Origin of the sequence: Nitratireductor pacificus pht-3B (assembly GCF_000300335.1) — a bacterium.
Classification (GTDB): domain Bacteria; phylum Pseudomonadota; class Alphaproteobacteria; order Rhizobiales; family Rhizobiaceae; genus Nitratireductor; species Nitratireductor pacificus.
On record NZ_AMRM01000002.1, the window covers coordinates 47571 to 63331 of the forward strand.

14 protein-coding genes are annotated in these 15761 nt (G+C 62.6%); 11 read left to right on the forward strand and 3 right to left on the reverse strand.

What is annotated here, in order from left to right; all coding sequences use genetic code 11:
* Window positions 1-28: 28 nt before the first annotated feature.
* Entirely contained in the window at window positions 29-1258 is a 1230-nt protein-coding gene (locus tag NA2_RS01755) for a CaiB/BaiF CoA transferase family protein (RefSeq protein ID WP_008593498.1), read from the reverse strand.
* Window positions 1255-1767, reverse strand: a complete 513-nt coding sequence (locus NA2_RS01760) for a MaoC family dehydratase (RefSeq protein ID WP_008593501.1) — start codon at window positions 1765-1767, stop codon at window positions 1255-1257. The genes NA2_RS01755 and NA2_RS01760 overlap by 4 nt, the downstream gene beginning before the upstream one ends.
* Window positions 1768-1909: 142 nt before the next feature.
* On the opposite strand from NA2_RS01760, the gene ggt reads away from it, so the two are divergent.
* The 7 genes from ggt (at window position 1910) to NA2_RS01795 (ending at window position 11643) form a co-directional block, all read left to right on the forward strand.
* Entirely contained in the window at window positions 1910-3628 is a 1719-nt protein-coding gene (gene ggt / locus NA2_RS01765; protein ID WP_008593503.1) for a gamma-glutamyltransferase, read from the forward strand.
* 267 nt (window positions 3629-3895) lie between these two features.
* Window positions 3896-4840 carry an ABC transporter permease gene (locus NA2_RS01770; RefSeq protein WP_008593505.1) on the forward strand — a complete coding sequence of 315 codons (945 nt, stop codon included), beginning with the start codon at window positions 3896-3898 and terminating at the stop codon, window positions 4838-4840.
* Between the two features lies 1 nt (window position 4841).
* Window positions 4842-5738, forward strand: coding sequence for an ABC transporter permease (locus NA2_RS01775; protein WP_008593507.1), 897 nt, complete (start codon window positions 4842-4844; stop codon window positions 5736-5738).
* The gene (locus NA2_RS01780) at window positions 5738-6730 is read left to right on the forward strand and encodes an ABC transporter ATP-binding protein (RefSeq protein WP_008593509.1); all 993 of its coding nucleotides are present in this window, start codon (window positions 5738-5740) and stop codon (window positions 6728-6730) included. Before NA2_RS01775 ends, NA2_RS01780 begins: the two co-directional genes overlap by 1 nt.
* Window positions 6720-7712 carry an ABC transporter ATP-binding protein gene (locus NA2_RS01785; RefSeq protein ID WP_008593511.1) on the forward strand — a complete coding sequence of 331 codons (993 nt, stop codon included), beginning with the start codon at window positions 6720-6722 and terminating at the stop codon, window positions 7710-7712. The genes NA2_RS01780 and NA2_RS01785 overlap by 11 nt, the downstream gene beginning before the upstream one ends.
* Window positions 7713-7784: 72 nt before the next feature.
* Window positions 7785-9338: an ABC transporter substrate-binding protein gene (locus NA2_RS01790; protein WP_008593512.1), complete on the forward strand. Its 1554-nt coding sequence runs from the start codon at window positions 7785-7787 to the stop codon at window positions 9336-9338.
* A 634-nt stretch (window positions 9339-9972) separates the two neighbouring features.
* A complete protein-coding gene (locus NA2_RS01795) occupies window positions 9973-11643 on the forward strand; it encodes a hybrid sensor histidine kinase/response regulator (protein ID WP_081582586.1) in 1671 nt (556 codons plus the stop codon).
* On the opposite strand, the gene NA2_RS01800 is transcribed toward NA2_RS01795, so the two are convergent.
* On the reverse strand, window positions 11640-12263 hold the full coding sequence (locus NA2_RS01800) for a LuxR C-terminal-related transcriptional regulator (RefSeq protein WP_008593515.1): 624 nt from the start codon (window positions 12261-12263) through the stop codon (window positions 11640-11642). The two genes, NA2_RS01795 and NA2_RS01800, sit on opposite strands and share 4 nt — an antisense overlap.
* Before the next feature lie 221 nt (window positions 12264-12484).
* On the opposite strand from NA2_RS01800, the gene NA2_RS01805 reads away from it, so the two are divergent.
* The 4 genes from NA2_RS01805 to NA2_RS01820 all read left to right on the forward strand — a co-directional run bounded on the left by NA2_RS01805 (window position 12485) and on the right by NA2_RS01820 (window position 15747).
* Window positions 12485-12808, forward strand: a complete 324-nt coding sequence (locus NA2_RS01805; RefSeq protein WP_008593517.1) for a hypothetical protein — start codon at window positions 12485-12487, stop codon at window positions 12806-12808.
* Window positions 12805-13815 (forward strand): OmpA family protein, encoded by a 1011-nt coding sequence (locus NA2_RS01810; RefSeq protein WP_244423572.1) that lies wholly within the window; start codon window positions 12805-12807, stop codon window positions 13813-13815. The genes NA2_RS01805 and NA2_RS01810 overlap by 4 nt, the downstream gene beginning before the upstream one ends.
* A gap of 177 nt (window positions 13816-13992) precedes the next feature.
* The gene (locus NA2_RS01815) at window positions 13993-14481 is read left to right on the forward strand and encodes a hypothetical protein (RefSeq protein WP_008593522.1); all 489 of its coding nucleotides are present in this window, start codon (window positions 13993-13995) and stop codon (window positions 14479-14481) included.
* A 57-nt stretch (window positions 14482-14538) separates the two neighbouring features.
* Window positions 14539-15747, forward strand: a complete 1209-nt coding sequence (locus NA2_RS01820) for a hypothetical protein (RefSeq protein WP_157188104.1) — start codon at window positions 14539-14541, stop codon at window positions 15745-15747.
* Window positions 15748-15761: the final 14 nt, after the last annotated feature.

Here is a 15761-nt window from a genome sequence, read left to right on the forward strand (position 1 = left end):
GCGCGATCGTACAACGTTCCGGCCGGCATCAGAGGATCGCCCTGCAGTCTTTCAGCCGCTGGATCTCTTCCGCGGTGAAGCCTGCTTCCCCCAACACCTCGTCAAGCGACTGGCTCATGGCCGGCGCCCCCTCGAGAGGCTGCGCGTATCCCGAAACCCTGACCGGTGATGCGATGCCCCGCACGCTGCCGGCCTTCGGATGGGAAAAAGCCCGGATCGAAGCCCGCTCCGCCACGAAACGGCTTTCGAGTGCACCGGCCAGATCGTTCACGGGCGCGCAAGGCACCTTTGCGGCAAACCTGTCGACCCAGACAGCCGTATCCTCGCGTTGCAGCTCCCCGTCAAGGATTCGCGTCAGCGCATCCCTGTTGGCCAGTCTGGCTGCAAAATCCGCAAACGCTTCCTCCTCCGCGAGATCCGGGCGTCCGATCGCTTCCACCAGCGCTTTCCAGAACTTCTCCTTGTTGCACATCAGGAAAATCCAACCATTCCTGGTGCGATACAGCTGGCTCGGGGTCAGTGAGGGATGCGCCGACCGGGACAACCGCTCGGTCCGCGCGCCGGCCTCCAGATACCATGTGCCGAGATAAGCGAGATTATGCAGGGCCACATCGAACAGGCTGACATCATGGTCGCGTCCGCGCCCGGTCCGCCGCGCCTCGATTACCCCTGAAAGTAGTGCCATCGCGGCCGTCGTTCCCGCCATAAGGTCGATGATCGACAGGCCCATCCTGGCGGGCGGACCGCCCGGCTCGCCGGTCAAGCTGAGATAGCCCGTTTCAGCCTGCATCAGGTAATCGTATCCCGGCCAGGCTGCACGGCTCCCCTCGCGCCCATAGGCCGAGAGATGCACGCAGACAATGTCTTCGCGAACTTCGGACAATGCCGCATGATCCAGCCCCAGAACAGCGGGAAGATCGCCGCGCAGATTGTTGAAGACGGCATCGCATCCTGATGCCAGCCGCCGCAGGACAACCTGTCCGTCGGGGTGCTTGAGATCGAGGCCGATGCTCCGCTTGTTGCGGTTGAAGGCCTGGAAGAATAGGCTGTCACCGGGTTCGATGAAATGCGGGCCTACCAACCGGGAGACGTCGCCGCCGTCCCGGAAATTCTCGATCTTGACGATGTCTGCGCCGAGATCGGCGAGATGCTGGGTGCCGAACGGTCCGGCGCCGTACTGTTCGACCGCAAGCACGCGCAGACCGGACAGCGGCCCCGTGCTCCGGTCGCCGGATGTCGCAGCGTCTGCGGTGGTCATGTGGGCGCCCCGCCTTCGACGGGTGTCCGCGTGGGAACCAGACAGCTTCGAATGAAGTCGAGCACAGCCTTTCCATCCTGGTTGAAGGCCCGGGTGTGAACGGTGATGATTCCCTGCCCCGGCCGGCTGCGCGACGGTCTGACGTCCAGCACCTCGGATTCGGCGCGCAGCGTGTCGCCGCAGAATACCGGGGCGGTCAGGTTGATTTCCTTCCAGCCGAGATTGGCGATCGCCCGCCCGCTGACATCCGCCACCGTCAATCCCAGTACGACCGCCAATGTCAGTCCGCTGTTCACCAGCGGTTGGCCGAACTCCGTTTCCGCCGCGTAGGCGGCATCGCAATGCGCCGGATGCTGGTTCATGGTCAGAAGCGACATCTGGATGTTGTCGGCCTGCGTGATCGTGCGGCCGGGAAAGTGCTCGTAGATATCGCCAACATGAAAATCCTCGAGATATCTGCCGTATCGGGCTGGAACCCGCCGCGTCATCGCTGCGCTCACGCTGGCCACAGCGGCCTCCTTTGTTCGTTTAACACTTTGTCTGGACAAAATTGATTAACCTGTTTAGCTTGTCAAGTGGGCAAATCGAAGTTGCGGTCAGCCGCCGCCGGGATGATGAGCGCTTCAGGCGCCAGGGAGACGGGGTTCGAGAATGGTTCAAAGAAGTGAATGGCAACTGGCGAAATCGCAGGTTTCGTCCGCGGAGGGGATCGTCGCGACGATGTATCCGCAGGCCTCCGAAGCCGGGATCGCAATCCTGCGCCAGGGCGGCAACGCCGTCGACGCCGCGGTGGCTGCCGGCTTCGCCGTCGGTGTGGTCGAGCCGCTGAACAGCGGTCTGGGCGGCATCGCTGTCATGGTCTATCACGAGGCCGCAACCGGCAGGACCTATGTCATTGATGGCGCCGGGACGTTGCCTGGAAAGACCCGGCAGGACCAGTTCAAGCTGGCGACTTCCGGGCAGCCGGCCGGAATCTACAGCTGGGCCGAAGTCGAGAACGACGCAAATCACACGGGCCACATGTCCGTCGCGGTCCCCGGGATGCCGGCCTGCCTTTGTGAGGCGCTGGAGCGCTGGGGAACGATGCCGCGCTCGGAGATCATGGCGCCGGCGATCCACTATGCGGAAAGCGGCTACCTCGTCGATTGGTATGTTTCTCTGGCGATGGCGGTGAATCAGCAGCGCCTCAGCCAGAATCCGGAAGCCATGCACACCTTCCTCCGTGAAGGGCGCTATTGCTACCGTGCACCCATGCTCAGCAACGGGTCCGATGTGCTTCGCCAGCCCGATCTCGCCAGAACGCTCAGGGAAATTGCCGAAGGCGGCGCGGACGCGTTCTATCGCGGCCGGGTGGCCGAGCTGATCGCCAGGGATATGGAGGCGAATGGCGGGCTGGTCACCTATGACGACATGGCCGGCTACCGCACCCGCTTCTCGGACGGCGGCATCCGCGGCAGCTATCGTGGTCTCGAGGTCATCGGCGGCCTGGAAAATACCGGCTTCCCGACCGTGCTGGAGGCCCTGAACATCCTGGAGGGGTTTGAAATGGGCGCGCTGCGGCCGGGCAGCGCCGAGGAATTGCACCTCGTCGCCGAGGCGCAGCGGAGGGCCTTCCTCGACCGGTTCGCCCATCTGGCCGACAGCAATACGGTGGACGTGCCTCTGGAAGGCCTGATCTCGAAGGAATTCGCCGAGGCGCGGCGGGCCGGTATCGACCTGCGGAGAGCCGCGCCGCACGCGACCGCCGGAGATCCCTGGAGCCATCAGGAGGCCGGCCGCAGGCAGGAGCTGTCCGGCAGCGTCACGGGCGAAGGCAACACAACGCATCTCACGGTCATCGACAAGGACCGCAACATGGTGTCGCTGCTGTCCACGCTGGGGCTACAGTTCGGTTCCTGCGTGGTGGCGAAGGACACCGGCGTTCTGCTCAACAATGGCACGATGTGGTTCGACCCCGTGCCCGGTCACGTCAACTCGATGGTGCCGGGCCGTCGCATCATGACGGCGGGATCGCCGATGGTTTTCCTCAGAGACGGCAAGCCGTACATCACGCTCGGCGCCCCGGGCGGCAGACGGGTCATTTCCTCGCTGATCCACTGCACGGTCAACCTCGTCGATCACGGCATGGGGCCGCAGCAGGGTCTCAACACGCCGCGCACCCATTCCGAAGGCGCCGTCACGGAGGTCGACAGCCGGGTAACGGCCGACACGGTCGATGCCCTGCGCGACCTCGGCCATGAGGTGCTCATTCGCGAGGAGACGTTCTCGTCCAGTTACTTCGGGCGGCCGAACGGGATTCTGATCGATGAGCGAAACGTCCTGCAAGCGGGCGTCAACGTGCTTAAACCCGCCATGGCTATCGGCCTTTGAACGGACAGGCCAGTCCCGACCACCCGGCAGGCGGTGTGTTTCGGCGGGACATCCCTAACCGGGAAGAACAGGGAGGATCAACGCGATGCATGAAGGCAGGAACGACGCCGGAGCGGATGGGGTGAGGATCGTTGCTCAGGCCACGCCGGGTGTGCAGCGGAACGGTCCCGGCGGGCGTCCCCTCGACGAAACGCATCATCGGTCGATGGAAGGACTGAAGCTGCGAACCGAACGGCCCGACAACGGCATTCCGTCCCGGAGCGTCGCATGACCTCCTACATCGCCCGCCGCCTGCTGGCCGCCGTCCCGGTTCTTCTGCTCGTCAGCCTTCTGGCGTTTCTGTTGATGCAGATCGTTCCCGGCGACCCGGCGCATGCCATGGCCGGGTCGGATGCCTCAGTCGAGGAGATCAACGAGCTGCGGCGCGGGCTGGGACTGGACAGGCCCTGGCATCTGCGGCTCGCTGAATGGTATCTGGCACTGCTCCAGGGCGACCTCGGACATAGCTATACACTGAGGGCCGACGTGACCGATCTGATCTTCGAACGGATCCCGATCACGCTGTCCATCGCGATCTATTCGATGCTGATCGCAGTTCCCTTCTCGATTGTCCTGGGTGTCCTTGCCGCCCGCTTCCGGGGCAGCGCCCTTGATCTGGGGATCATGGGGGCCGCGCTTCTGGGCGTCTCCGTTCCCAATTTCTGGATCGGCATCATGGCGATTCTCTTCTTCAGCGTTCAGCTCGGCTGGTTGCCTGCGGGCGGTTACGTCCCGCCCAGCGAAAGCGTCATTGGATGGCTTCAGTCGATGACCATGCCGGCGCTGGTGCTCGGAACGATGCAGATGGGGCTTCTGACCCGCATCACGCGCTCGGAAATGCTGGAGATGATGCACAAGGATTTCGTCCGGACGGCCCGTGCGAAAGGCGCATCGGAACTGCGCGTGATGATGGCGCATGCCCTGCGCAACGCGATCATTCCCATTGTGACGGTCATCGGCCTTCTGTTCGGAATGATCGTGACAGGCGCCGTGGTGGTCGAGCAGGTGTTTTCGGTTCCGGGCCTCGGGCGCCTCATCGTGCAGGCGATCCTGACACGGGACTATCCGTTGATCCAGGGCACGTTGCTCTTCGTGGCCTCGGCCTTCGTCTTCGTCAATCTCATTGTCGACCTTTCCTACGCGTTCTTCGACCCCAGAATCCGGCAGAACTGACATGACCGAATTTTCCCAAGCCCTGCGGGTGGATCTGACCGAAGACCGCGAGGAAACGCGCCGCTTCCTCGTCCTCCGCCGCTTCTTCCGCAGCCCGACCTTCGTGGCAGGGTTTGCAATCGTGGTCATGCTGGTTCTCCTTGGCACTGGCGGTGTCTGGCTCAGCCCGTACGAGGCCACGGGAATGGACCTGCGCAACAGGTTGTCTCCGCCGACGGCGCAGAACTGGTTCGGCACCGACAATTTCGGGCGCGATGTCTTCACGCGCGTCGCAGCCGGATCGCAACTGTCGATGTTCGTCGGTTTGATGGTGGTTGCCATCAATGCCGTCGCGGGCGCGGCCATCGGCGCCCTGGCGGGTTATCTCCGCCAGCTCGACAATCTTCTGATGCGTGTGATGGATGCGTTCATGGCCTTCCCGGCGATGTTGCTGGCCATCGCGATCACGGCTGCTCTCGGTCCGTCGCTGTTCAACGTCGTCGTCGCGCTGGCCGTTGCCTATGTCCCGAAGACCGCGCGCATTGTCCGCGGCACGGCGCTGATCGTGCGCGAACAGCAATATGTCGAAGCGGCGCAGGTCGCCGGTGCAGGCACCATGCGCATATTGCGCGTGCATGTTCTGCCCAATTGTCTCTCTTCGTTGGTCGTGCAGCTCACCTTCGTTTTCGCATCGGCGGTGCTTGCCGAGGCGACCCTCTCCTATCTCGGCGTTGGCTTGCCTCCACCGGCGCCAACCTGGGGCAACGGGATCTCGGACGGTCGTGAGTACATTGTCGAAGCCTGGTGGATCAGCCTCTTTCCGGGTTTGGCCATCACGTTTGCCGTGCTTGGTTTCAACTTTCTCGGCGACGGCCTGCGCGACGTGCTCGACCCGCATCTGCCCGGGGAGAGCGAGTGATGTCGTCACCGCTTCTTTCAGTCGAGGGTTTGCGGGTCGCCGCGCGCACCAGGCGACGGGAGAACCTGCTGATCGAGGACGTCAGCTTCGACGTTCGCGAGGGGGAGTTCCTCGGCATCGTCGGCGAGTCCGGCAGCGGCAAGAGCATGACGGCACTGTCAATCATGGGCCTGTTGCCGGGGCCCGTCGTGCAGGCGACCGCCGGGCGCGTGCTGTTGCAGGGACGTGATGTTCTGAAAATGCCCGATGGCGATCTGCGCCGCCTTCGCGGCGGTGCGATCGGCATGATCTTTCAGGATCCGATGACCTCGCTGAATCCGGTTCAGACAATCGGCCGGCAGATCGTGGAAGTCGTACGGTTGCATGAGGAGATCAGCCGCCCTGCGGCCTGGGAGCGCGCGGTCGAGCTACTGCGGGAGGTGAACATTCCCGCGCCGGAAGAACGCGCCCAGGCTTACCCACATCAGCTCTCAGGCGGTATGCGGCAACGCGTGATGATCGCCATGGCCATCGCCTGCCGGCCCAGATTGCTCATTGCCGACGAGCCGACAACCGCACTGGACGTCACGATCCAGGCCCAGATCCTGGAGTTGCTCGATCGGCTGCGCCGCGAACGCGGAATGGCGGTCGTGCTGATCACGCACGATCTCGGCGTCGTGTCCGAATATGCAGATCGGGTCCTGGTCATGTATTCGGGACGTGTCGTCGAGACGGCGCCCGTCGCTGATCTCTTCGCCGCGCCAAGCCACCCCTACACGCGAGGATTGCTGAACTCGGTTCCCCCGTTGTCGGAGGAGGTGGAAGAGCTCAGAGCCATCGAGGGCCAGCCTCCGACCCCCGGAGCATGGCCGGCGGGCTGCCGGTTCCGGCCGCGTTGCGACGAAAGCCGGCCTGCCTGTGCCAGATGGGATGTCCGGCTCGTGTCCGTCGACCCCGGCCACAGCGCGGCCTGTCTGCTGCTCGACGACAAGGAAAATGCCCATGCCCCATGATCTCGCCCCGGCGCCCGAGATTCTTCGTGTCGAAAACCTGACCAAGCACTTTCCGATCAGGCGCGGAGCGGTGCTGCAACGTGTCACCGGAACCGTCAAAGCGGTGGATGGTGTCAGCTTTTCGGTGCCTGCTGGGCGGACGCTGGGACTGGTCGGGGAATCGGGCTGTGGCAAATCGACGATCGGTCGGCTTCTGGTCCGGCTGATCGACGTGACAAGCGGTTCAATCCACCTGGACGGCGCCGATATAACGCATCTGAAGGGCGAGGAACTGTTTCGGCGTCGCCAGGATCTGCAGTTCGTCTTTCAGGATCCCATGAGCTCGCTCAACCCGCGTATGCGGGTCGAGGACATTGTAGCGGAGCCACTGCTGGTACGCGGAACCGACGGGGTCGCCTGCCGCACCAGGGTGGCGGAGCTGTTGGACCTGGTCGGCCTGTCGCGCGGCCACGCGCGGCGTTTTCCGCACGAATTCTCCGGCGGACAGCGCCAGCGCATCGGCATCGCCCGTGCCTTGGCGACCAACCCGCGTTTCATCGTCTGCGACGAGGCCGTATCGGCGCTGGACGTTTCGGTTCAGGCGCAGATCCTCAACCTGCTCAAGCGCCTGCAGGTCGACCTCGGTCTGTCCTATCTCTTTGTCGCCCACGATCTGAGTGTGGTGAAGCATGTCTCCCAAGAGGTGGCCGTGATGTATCTCGGTCGGATCATCGAGATCGGCGACCGGCGGCGCATTTATGCATCCCCCGCTCATCCCTACACCCAGGCCCTGCTTTCCGCCGTTCCCCGGGTCGGCGCCGTTTCGCGCAAGGGTGCGGGCCGGCAGGTGCTGGCAGGGGAACTGCCCGATCCGATCAATCCACCCGGCGGCTGTGCCTTTCACACGCGTTGCGCGCACGCAATGCCGAGATGTTCCGTGGAACGTCCGGAGCTGGAACATGTCTCGAAAGGCCATCATGCGGCCTGTCATCTCGTCGGCTGACCGATCGCAGGACCAGGCCCCGAAACCCAGGGAAGCATAACAACGTCGGAACAAACAGGAGAGGAGAGAGAAATGAAACTGACGAGACGCCAGATGTCGAAACTGGCACTTGCACCATTCGTCGTGGGCCTGAGTTTGTCCATTCCGGGAACCGCGGCCAGCGCCCGGAGCCAAGGAGGCGATCTGGTCGTCGGCCTGGGAACTCGCCTGGCGCGCCCCGATCACCACGTTACCACGGCACAGGCCGATTCGAATGTCGCGGTGCATGTCTACGAAGCGCTCATGGCCTTCGACGACAACACCACCCCGCAACCGCAGCTCGCAGAGAGCGTCAGCATCTCCGAGGATGGCCTAGTCTATACCTTCAAGCTGCGGTCCGGCGTCCGGTTCCACAATGGCGACATCATGGATTCGGCTGACGTTCTGGCATCGTTCGAGCGGCACAAGCGGATCAGCCCCGGCAAGAGCCTGCAAAGCAACATCGCCAGCACCGCCGCGCCAGACCCGTTGACCTTCATCATTTCACTGTCCGAGCCGCAACCCCTGTTTCTGGAAATGCTGTCCGCGCAGCAGTACCGCCTGGTGATACTCCCGGCCGAGGACCGGGATACCGAGGGCGGCGCCAATTCAGGCGTTGGAACCGGGCCTTACCGCTTCGTCGAGCACATGGCGGATTCACATGTGAAACTCACGCGCTTTGAAGATTACGTTCCGGATGAGCGCTACGAGGGACCGACGGGCATTGGTGGAAAGAGGACACCCTATTTCGACACCATCACCTTCCGGGTCGCCGTCGAAGGGGCTGCGCGCGTCGCCGGTGTGCAGACCGGCGAGATGCACATCGCCGACAACATTCCGGTTCAGTCCGCGAAGCGCCTGGCGGCGGATCCCGATCTGCAGGTGATCGACCTGATGCCGTTCGCCAAGGTCTTCACGGTGCTGCACACCGGAAACGGTCCGACCGACAACGTTCTTGTCCGGCGCGCGATCCAGGCGGTGATCAATGCAGAGGAAACCCTGGATGTGGCGATGGAGGGGTTCTATCAGTTGGACTCCTCCTTCCTTTTCTCCCGCAGCCCGTATCACACCGGCGCCGACACCCAGCCGCTTTACAACCAAAGCAATGTCGAGAAGGCGAAGGCGCTCCTGGCCGAGGCGGGTTACAAGGGCGAACCGGTCAAGATCATGACCAATGCGAACTACCCCTTCATGCAGAATTCGGCGCTGGTGCTGCAGCAACAGTTGATGGCGATCGGCATGCCGGTCGAGATCGAGATGGTGGACTGGCCCACCAATGTCGCCCGCCGCACAGATGGGGAAGGCGGCTGGAACATCACCATCTCCAGTTCGACCGCCCAAGGCCCGCTGACCTACTTCACCGTGTTCAAGGGATATTCCCACGTGAAGGAAGACACGGTTTTGGACGAGGCCTATGCGCGGGTCGTGAACTCACCCGATATCGAGGAGCGGAAGGCGGCCTGGCGCGACGTTGAGGAGCGCGTTTACGATCAGGCCTATCTGATCCCGAGCGGAAACAGGGGCATGAAGATCATCGCTTCGCAGAAGGTCGAGAATCTGGAGCCCTGGGAGCTTCTGCGCCTGTGGGACGTGTGGTTCAAGGGCTGATCGGGGATGTAGCGGGGTTCGTCAAACGAGGGTCGCACCCGGGGTCTGCTTCATTTGCGGGCAGGCTTTGGTCGGCGAAACGAGCAACGTCAGGCACCGCACGCGGACCGGATCCAGGGTGAGGACTCATCGAGGTCCGTGAGACTGCGCTGGCAAAGGGGTCTGCGGTCGGGCGGATGTGGTTTCCTCATGCCGCCGGCCGCACTCATGGGAGAAGCACAGAGAAGGCTCAATGAAAGAGACGCTAGGGAAAGGAGAGGATGCTGCCGCAGACGGCGTTAAAGCGCGTACAATTCTGCCGAGACCTCAATTGGCTAAAGGGTGTCGCGGGCTGCTGGTCAACAGATATTCCCGCGCAGCAATTATGTGAATAGGTTCGGTCGCCAAACCATAGACATCAAGGATTGGATCTGGAGTACATCGAAGAAGCACTACTGTATCCACGATGAAATCGGTTGACTGTTCGCAAGGGTGGCGACAGAAAGCTGAGATTTGGCGCAAGGCTCCGTAAACGCCCCACAGGTTCCAGGCCAGCGCTGGTTGGTGTGTGCTCCGATCCAGCAGAAATGGATCGCTTTTGGCTGGCGTTTCCGGCCGGGCACATTGCGCCAAAGCAGGACGGTCGAGGGAGCGGATGGCGGATACTGGAACTGTGCCATGGAAGCGACCAAGGATCGCCCAACACCTGGCGGCCCTGAGCGGGCGTTCGGATGCAGAGCGCGGCCAGGCCGTCGTGCGGCTTATCCTGCTCCCGTTGTTCGACATCTACTTCGTAGCCGTCCTGGGTTCGGGTGGCCTCGAAACCTTCGGGGAATGGCTGACTGTCATCGCCGTGCTGGCCTATATCCCGGTCTCGGTCGTCCTCCTGTGGCACATCATCCGGAAACCGGGCCACTTCGTCTGGCGGCGCATGCTTGCGATGATGGGCGACTATGGTGCAATGACGATCGCCATGGCGGTCGGCGGCATGGTGATGCTGCCGGTATACGCCACGCTGCTGTGGGTCACCGTCGGGAACGGCATGCGCTACGGATCCCGCTATCTCCTTGTTGCAACGTGCATGGCGCTGGCTTCAATCGCCATTGCAACCGGGGTCAACGTGGAGTGGCGCAACGAACCCTATGTCGTGCTGACACTGGTCCTCACCACGTTGATCGTGCCGGCCTATATCGACGGTCTGCAACGGGCGCTGCGGGGCGCTCTGAACGAGGCGCAGGAAGCCAGCCTCGCGAAATCGAACTTCCTTGCCCAGGCGAGTCACGACCTGCGCCAGCCGATCCATGCGATCAGCCTCTTCACGGCCTGTCTGCGCGACGCCGGTCTCGGGCGCGAGGAGCGGCAGATGGTCGAGAACATCGACCGCTCATTGCAAAGCGTGGCAGGCCTGTTCCGGTCGCTGCTGGACATCGCGACGCTCGATAGCGGGAAAGTCGAACCGAAGCTTGCTCCCATCCGTGTCGGGGAGGTGATCGCCGACGTGGTGCGTCAGTATTCCGAAATGGCACAATGGGCCGATGTCGAACTACGTGCTGTTCCCTGCAGCCTTGTGGTGCGCACGGATGCAGCACTGCTTTCCACCATGCTGCAGAACATCGTGAGCAACGCGCTCAAATATGCCCCTGATGCCCCCGTACTCATTGGCTGTCGCCGAAGGGGGAACACGGTCGCCATCGAGGTCCACGATTGCGGCCCGGGCATTCCGAGTGAACATCTCGATCAGGTGTTCAACGAGTTCTACCAGGTGCGGGAGCGCGGCGATCGCGACGTGGAAGGCGTGGGGCTCGGTTTGTCCATCGTGCGGCGCGTTGGCGCTTTGATGGGGCTCGACGTCCGGCTTTTCTCCGTATCCGGGCGCGGCACTTCGGTGGTGATTTCAGGACTGGAGCGCTGCAACGAGACGGTGGCGGCCGTCGCTCCTGCGCCCACCCGGACGCCATCCGCCGTCTCCGGCCTTCATGTGCTGCTTGTCGAGGACGACGAAGATGTCCTGCTGGCAACGGCCACCCTGCTCCAGAAATGGGGCTGCATCGTTCAGGCGGAGACCGGGATTCCGGAGGTCGCTGCCGATTGGGATGTGATGATCACCGATTATGACCTGGGCGGGAAGAGGACCGGTGCGGACTGCATCGCGTCCGTCCGGAAACTCGCGGGCCGTATGATTCCGGCGATCATCGTGACCGGGCATGACGAGACCCGGGTGCTGAAGGATCTGGGGGACGATTCCGTCCCGATCCTCGCGAAGCCGGTGCGGCCGGCCGAGCTGCGCTCTGTTTTGACCACGGAGGTGGTCACCCAGCATCGCTAGTTCAAGCCGCAGGCAATCGCCTTGGCTGCGGCCGCTGAGCGCGTGGTGACACCGAGCGCCTTCAGAACAGCCGAGACGTGGACCCGGGCCGTGAACGGGGAGATCTCGAGCTCCAGCCCTATTTCCTTGTTGCTCAGTCCGCGGGACAGCAGGTGCAAGACCTCGACCTGGCGCTGTGTCAGGCCGCCGAGCGCCTCGTCGCTTTCGGTAACGGGTTTTCCCGAAGCCTCCAGTTGCAGCACCGCATCGCCGTTGCGCACGGCCGCGACGGCGGCCACGATCTCGTGCGGGGGAAGGCTCTTGCAGATGAAGCCGTCGGCGCCGCTGCCCATGACGCGTCGGGCGACCTCGATCTCATCGATCATCGATACGACGATGATCGAGGCGCGGCTGAAACGTCTGCGCAGTTCAGGCAGGTATGTTTCCAGATTCTCGGTCGAGAAGAGGAGGTCGAGAATAAACGTACTGGGCGGTGTCCCGGCGCCGCCGAGCGCGAGCGCTTCCTCGACGGTTGCGGCCTGGTCGATTTTGGCCTCGGGTTCGTGGCGTTGGATCAAGCGCGCGAGACCGTCACGGAAGACGGGATGGTCATCGGCGATGATGATGCGATCTTGGCGCAACGGGTGTGGACCCTTCGAACAAGCACGAGATTGAGGATCGATCCATAGCACTGCGGGCGACAACGGGCATATAGTGCGAATGCACTAGCTTCAAACGGTGCCGCGATGCCGGGCGGCGCTCGTCGTAGTGCATCTGTCCAACTGGACCGTGATGTCTCTCCGAATACTATGCCTCGCGTTTGGGGTCGTGGAATGCCCTGAGAAAGGGCATTGAGACCGCGATGGATGGCGAGGTTACGACGCTTCTTTTCATAGCCGGCGCCCTGTTTGTCGGCTTGCCGTTGATCGTTTCAGCAGTGGTCGGTCGTTTTGCCGGCTTGCGGGCGGTGCTTTGGAGCGGGACTTTGCTGGTGGTCGTGCTCCTGCTCGGCGCCGCATGGGTGTATCACAACAACGCAGACATCGAGCACGGTCCCACCTTCACCGTCATCATCTACCTGATGTTCTTCGCGTTTCCGCTTTTCACTACCGCGGTCGTCGGTGCCACGGCAGGGCTATGGCTGCGGCAGCGGGCGCGCGAACCCCGTACGGAAAAGCCGACATGATCCGGAAACCGACGCCATTCGGCAAGACAAGAGAAGGAAACGGTATGCTTTCAAAGCGGATACTGGGCTTCGTGCTCGCGTGCGGCATGTCCTTGACCGGCATTGCGCATGCGCAGGATGTCGAAGGCTCATCCGATCACCCGCTCCTGACCCGCTTCACGACGGCGACGATCAGATCCTACGAGGTCAGGGACTATGACGAAGCCCTGCTGCCCGCGGGCAGGATCGACGATAGCGAGACAACCGGGAACCTGCTCAAACTCGAAGGCAAGGTTACCCGGATCGGCTATCGCATCCCCGGAGATCACTCCGTTCTGGAAGTCATGCGCAATTACGAAGCCGCACTGGCCCAGGCGGGGTTCGAGACCCTCTTCGCCTGCAACAGCCACGAGGCATGCGGCATCGACATGATGGCGTTGATCGCCAACACCGGGCGTGTGCGGCCCACGGCTTTCGGGGATGCGTTCTTCGGCGAAACCGGTGAGCGCGCGCTTCTGGCGCGCCGTGATGATGGCGACGGTCCGGTCCACGTTTTCCTGCACGCGGTGGAGGACACTTCCACCGGGAGGACGGTGCTTTACCAACAGGTCGTGGAGGCGGTGGGTCTTTCGACGGGCCAGGTAAAGGTGCTTCAGGCGGATGAACTGAAGAAATCTCTGGAGCGCATGGGACATGTGACGGTCTCCGGCGTCTATTTCGACACCGGCAGGGCGGAGATCAAGCCGGAGTCCGACCCCGCGCTGGGAGAGATGGCGCGGCTTCTGGAAGCGGATCCGGCGCTGACGGTTTATATCGTGGGGCATACCGACAATGTGGGAAGCCTCGCGGCCAATGTGACGCTTTCGCAGGCGCGTGCCGCCGCGGTGGTTGAACGGCTGGCGGCAGACTTCGGCATCGATCGGGCGCGTCTTTCGCCGCAGGGCGTGGCATCTCTCGCGCCCTTGGCGAACAACTCCGCAGAGACTGGGCGGGCGCGTAACCGCAGGGTCGAGCTGGTGGTTCAATAGGCTCAGGCGCGGTGGGTCAGTTGTGCTAGGGCCCCAGCTTTCCCGAACAGCCGGGTTTCTAGTGCATCTGTAGTATTGGAGTGGGGCGCCTCCGCCAATATTATCCGCCTGCATTTATAGAAGCAGCAGTGCCAGCCGCCGACTGTTTCGCAGTGAGTTTCTCGACTGGTGAACACAATGTACATGAACTCCGCGTGGGTCAGGTGGCCAGTCGGCATTGTCTTCGGTATCCTGTCCGGATACTTCAGCTTCGGAATCATCGCCCCATTTGTGGTCCCAGTTTTCGGCTCGCATCCCGAGTTGGCATCCAAGATGCCGGGTGGCTATGAAGGCATGATGCTCACGGCCGTGGTCGTCGAGATTGTGATGGCCCTTGTGGTCTCCGTCCTTCTCGCGCGCATGGAGAAGACCAAGCGTCTGATCGGCTGGGGATGCATGATCTTCGGCACGATCCTGCTGCTGAACGTGATCTCTGTCGGAATCTCCGCCGGTTTCCAGGTGCAGGATCTTGCCCAGGCGGACGCACGCACCAGGAACGATCATGCAACGGCCGCGTGGTTCTGGGTGATCGCCCTCGCGATGCCCTTCATCTCCGGCTGCCTGCTCCTCTATGTCGTCGGGTTTCTCCTCCTGCGCCGCGGGCGAAAGACCGAGGCGTCGGCCTGAGCCCGTGGCGCGCACCTCAAGACCACTGAACCATCGGATTCGATAAGGGAAACACCGATGAAACCAGCTTTCGCTGCAGCAGCCATGTGGGTCGTTCTCATTGCGGGCAACGGCCATTCCAACGCGCAGGACGCGGTGAACCTGCACGCCTATGCGGACAAGTATCCCTGGGACGAAGTCGGGGATGTTTCCTTCCTTCAGAACCCCGCAGTGAAATCGGCGGTCGCCGGCGCGCTTATCGATGCAAATCTGAGACAGATGATTCTGGACGATACAGCAAGCGGAAGGGCCGTTACCGCTCCCATGGTTGCCGTCGGGGATTATCTCTACATGCGCGCCTTCGAGGCGGCGAGCGGCGGAGATGTGAGTTGGGGATTGCTCATCGCGCAGGACGGAAGCGATGCAGTTGCCTGTTTCTCGGGGTTCGGCGCGGGTGAGACCCAGAAGGATGATCGCCCGGAGGAGACCGTCCGCTCCAGCTGGTACGCCGATGGCGAGGTCTTCCTGACCCGGAAGTTCTCCTGCCCGGCAAACGATGAGATTCAAGACGAAGTCGGATACCGGGTGTTGCCGGCATTGGCCACGGCGCGTGGTAAGCTTCAATATGAATGGTGCTTCGGCGTCCTGAACACGGGTTCAGGTTTGGCGGGCTCGATGATTTCCGGAGACGGGGCCTGCTTCATTCAGGCTGACAGCGAGGCTCAGGCTCTGGTCAAGCATAGCTGCGGCGAAGGCGATCTTTGCCTCATCGAGGCAATGATTGAGATCGCCGAGGACGATGACAGAAAGCTGATCCGTGAAGTGCTTTCGGTCAATCGCGCCGTCGAACAGGTGGAACCTCACGGCTCATACCTTGAGCAAGTCGGCAGCTTCGCTGATGGCGTCTACGCTGAAAAGATCGACGGCTGCGGCGCGGCGAGCATGCCGGGACGCGAGCGTGTGTCCATGCACCTGTCAAGAACCGCAGGCCCGGCCATTCAATTCGGCCAGCGCTACTGCGCCGTCATCGATGCAACCGGAGATGCGCCGAATCCGGAGGGTTTTCAGACCGTGCTGCAGGTTCGTTGCGGAAACGGACCGGATGAGGATGCGGCGCTCCGGAGCGGCGCTGCCGGCAAGGCGGATGTCCTGCAGCTGCGGGCGTCGAGCGCACGGGAAGTTTCGCTGCAGGAAACATCGTTGCTGCGCTGTCCGATCCGGTCATCCTACGCGCCGGAGTGGTGGATGAGCGATCTGCCGACCAATGTCCGTTCGGTACAGTTCTGAACGAAACCCCACTC

Bases quoted from the DNA above. Each gene is read 5' to 3' on its own strand.
- NA2_RS01770 (WP_008593505.1), top strand. From the start codon at position 3,896: ATGACCTCCTACATCGCCCGCCGCCTGCTGGCCGCCGTCCCGGTTCTT.
- NA2_RS01795 (WP_081582586.1), top strand. From the start codon at position 9,973: ATGGCGGATACTGGAACTGTGCCATGGAAGCGACCAAGGATCGCCCAA.
- ggt (WP_008593503.1), top strand. From the start codon at position 1,910: ATGGTTCAAAGAAGTGAATGGCAACTGGCGAAATCGCAGGTTTCGTCC.
- NA2_RS01820 (WP_157188104.1), top strand. From the start codon at position 14,539: ATGAAACCAGCTTTCGCTGCAGCAGCCATGTGGGTCGTTCTCATTGCG.
- NA2_RS01785 (WP_008593511.1), top strand. From the start codon at position 6,720: ATGCCCCATGATCTCGCCCCGGCGCCCGAGATTCTTCGTGTCGAAAAC.
- NA2_RS01810 (WP_244423572.1), top strand. From the start codon at position 12,805: ATGATCCGGAAACCGACGCCATTCGGCAAGACAAGAGAAGGAAACGGT.
- NA2_RS01815 (WP_008593522.1), top strand. From the start codon at position 13,993: ATGTACATGAACTCCGCGTGGGTCAGGTGGCCAGTCGGCATTGTCTTC.
- NA2_RS01755 (WP_008593498.1), bottom strand. From the start codon at position 1,258: ATGACCACCGCAGACGCTGCGACATCCGGCGACCGGAGCACGGGGCCG.
- NA2_RS01790 (WP_008593512.1), top strand. From the start codon at position 7,785: ATGAAACTGACGAGACGCCAGATGTCGAAACTGGCACTTGCACCATTC.
- NA2_RS01805 (WP_008593517.1), top strand. From the start codon at position 12,485: ATGGATGGCGAGGTTACGACGCTTCTTTTCATAGCCGGCGCCCTGTTT.
- NA2_RS01780 (WP_008593509.1), top strand. From the start codon at position 5,738: ATGTCGTCACCGCTTCTTTCAGTCGAGGGTTTGCGGGTCGCCGCGCGC.
- NA2_RS01775 (WP_008593507.1), top strand. From the start codon at position 4,842: ATGACCGAATTTTCCCAAGCCCTGCGGGTGGATCTGACCGAAGACCGC.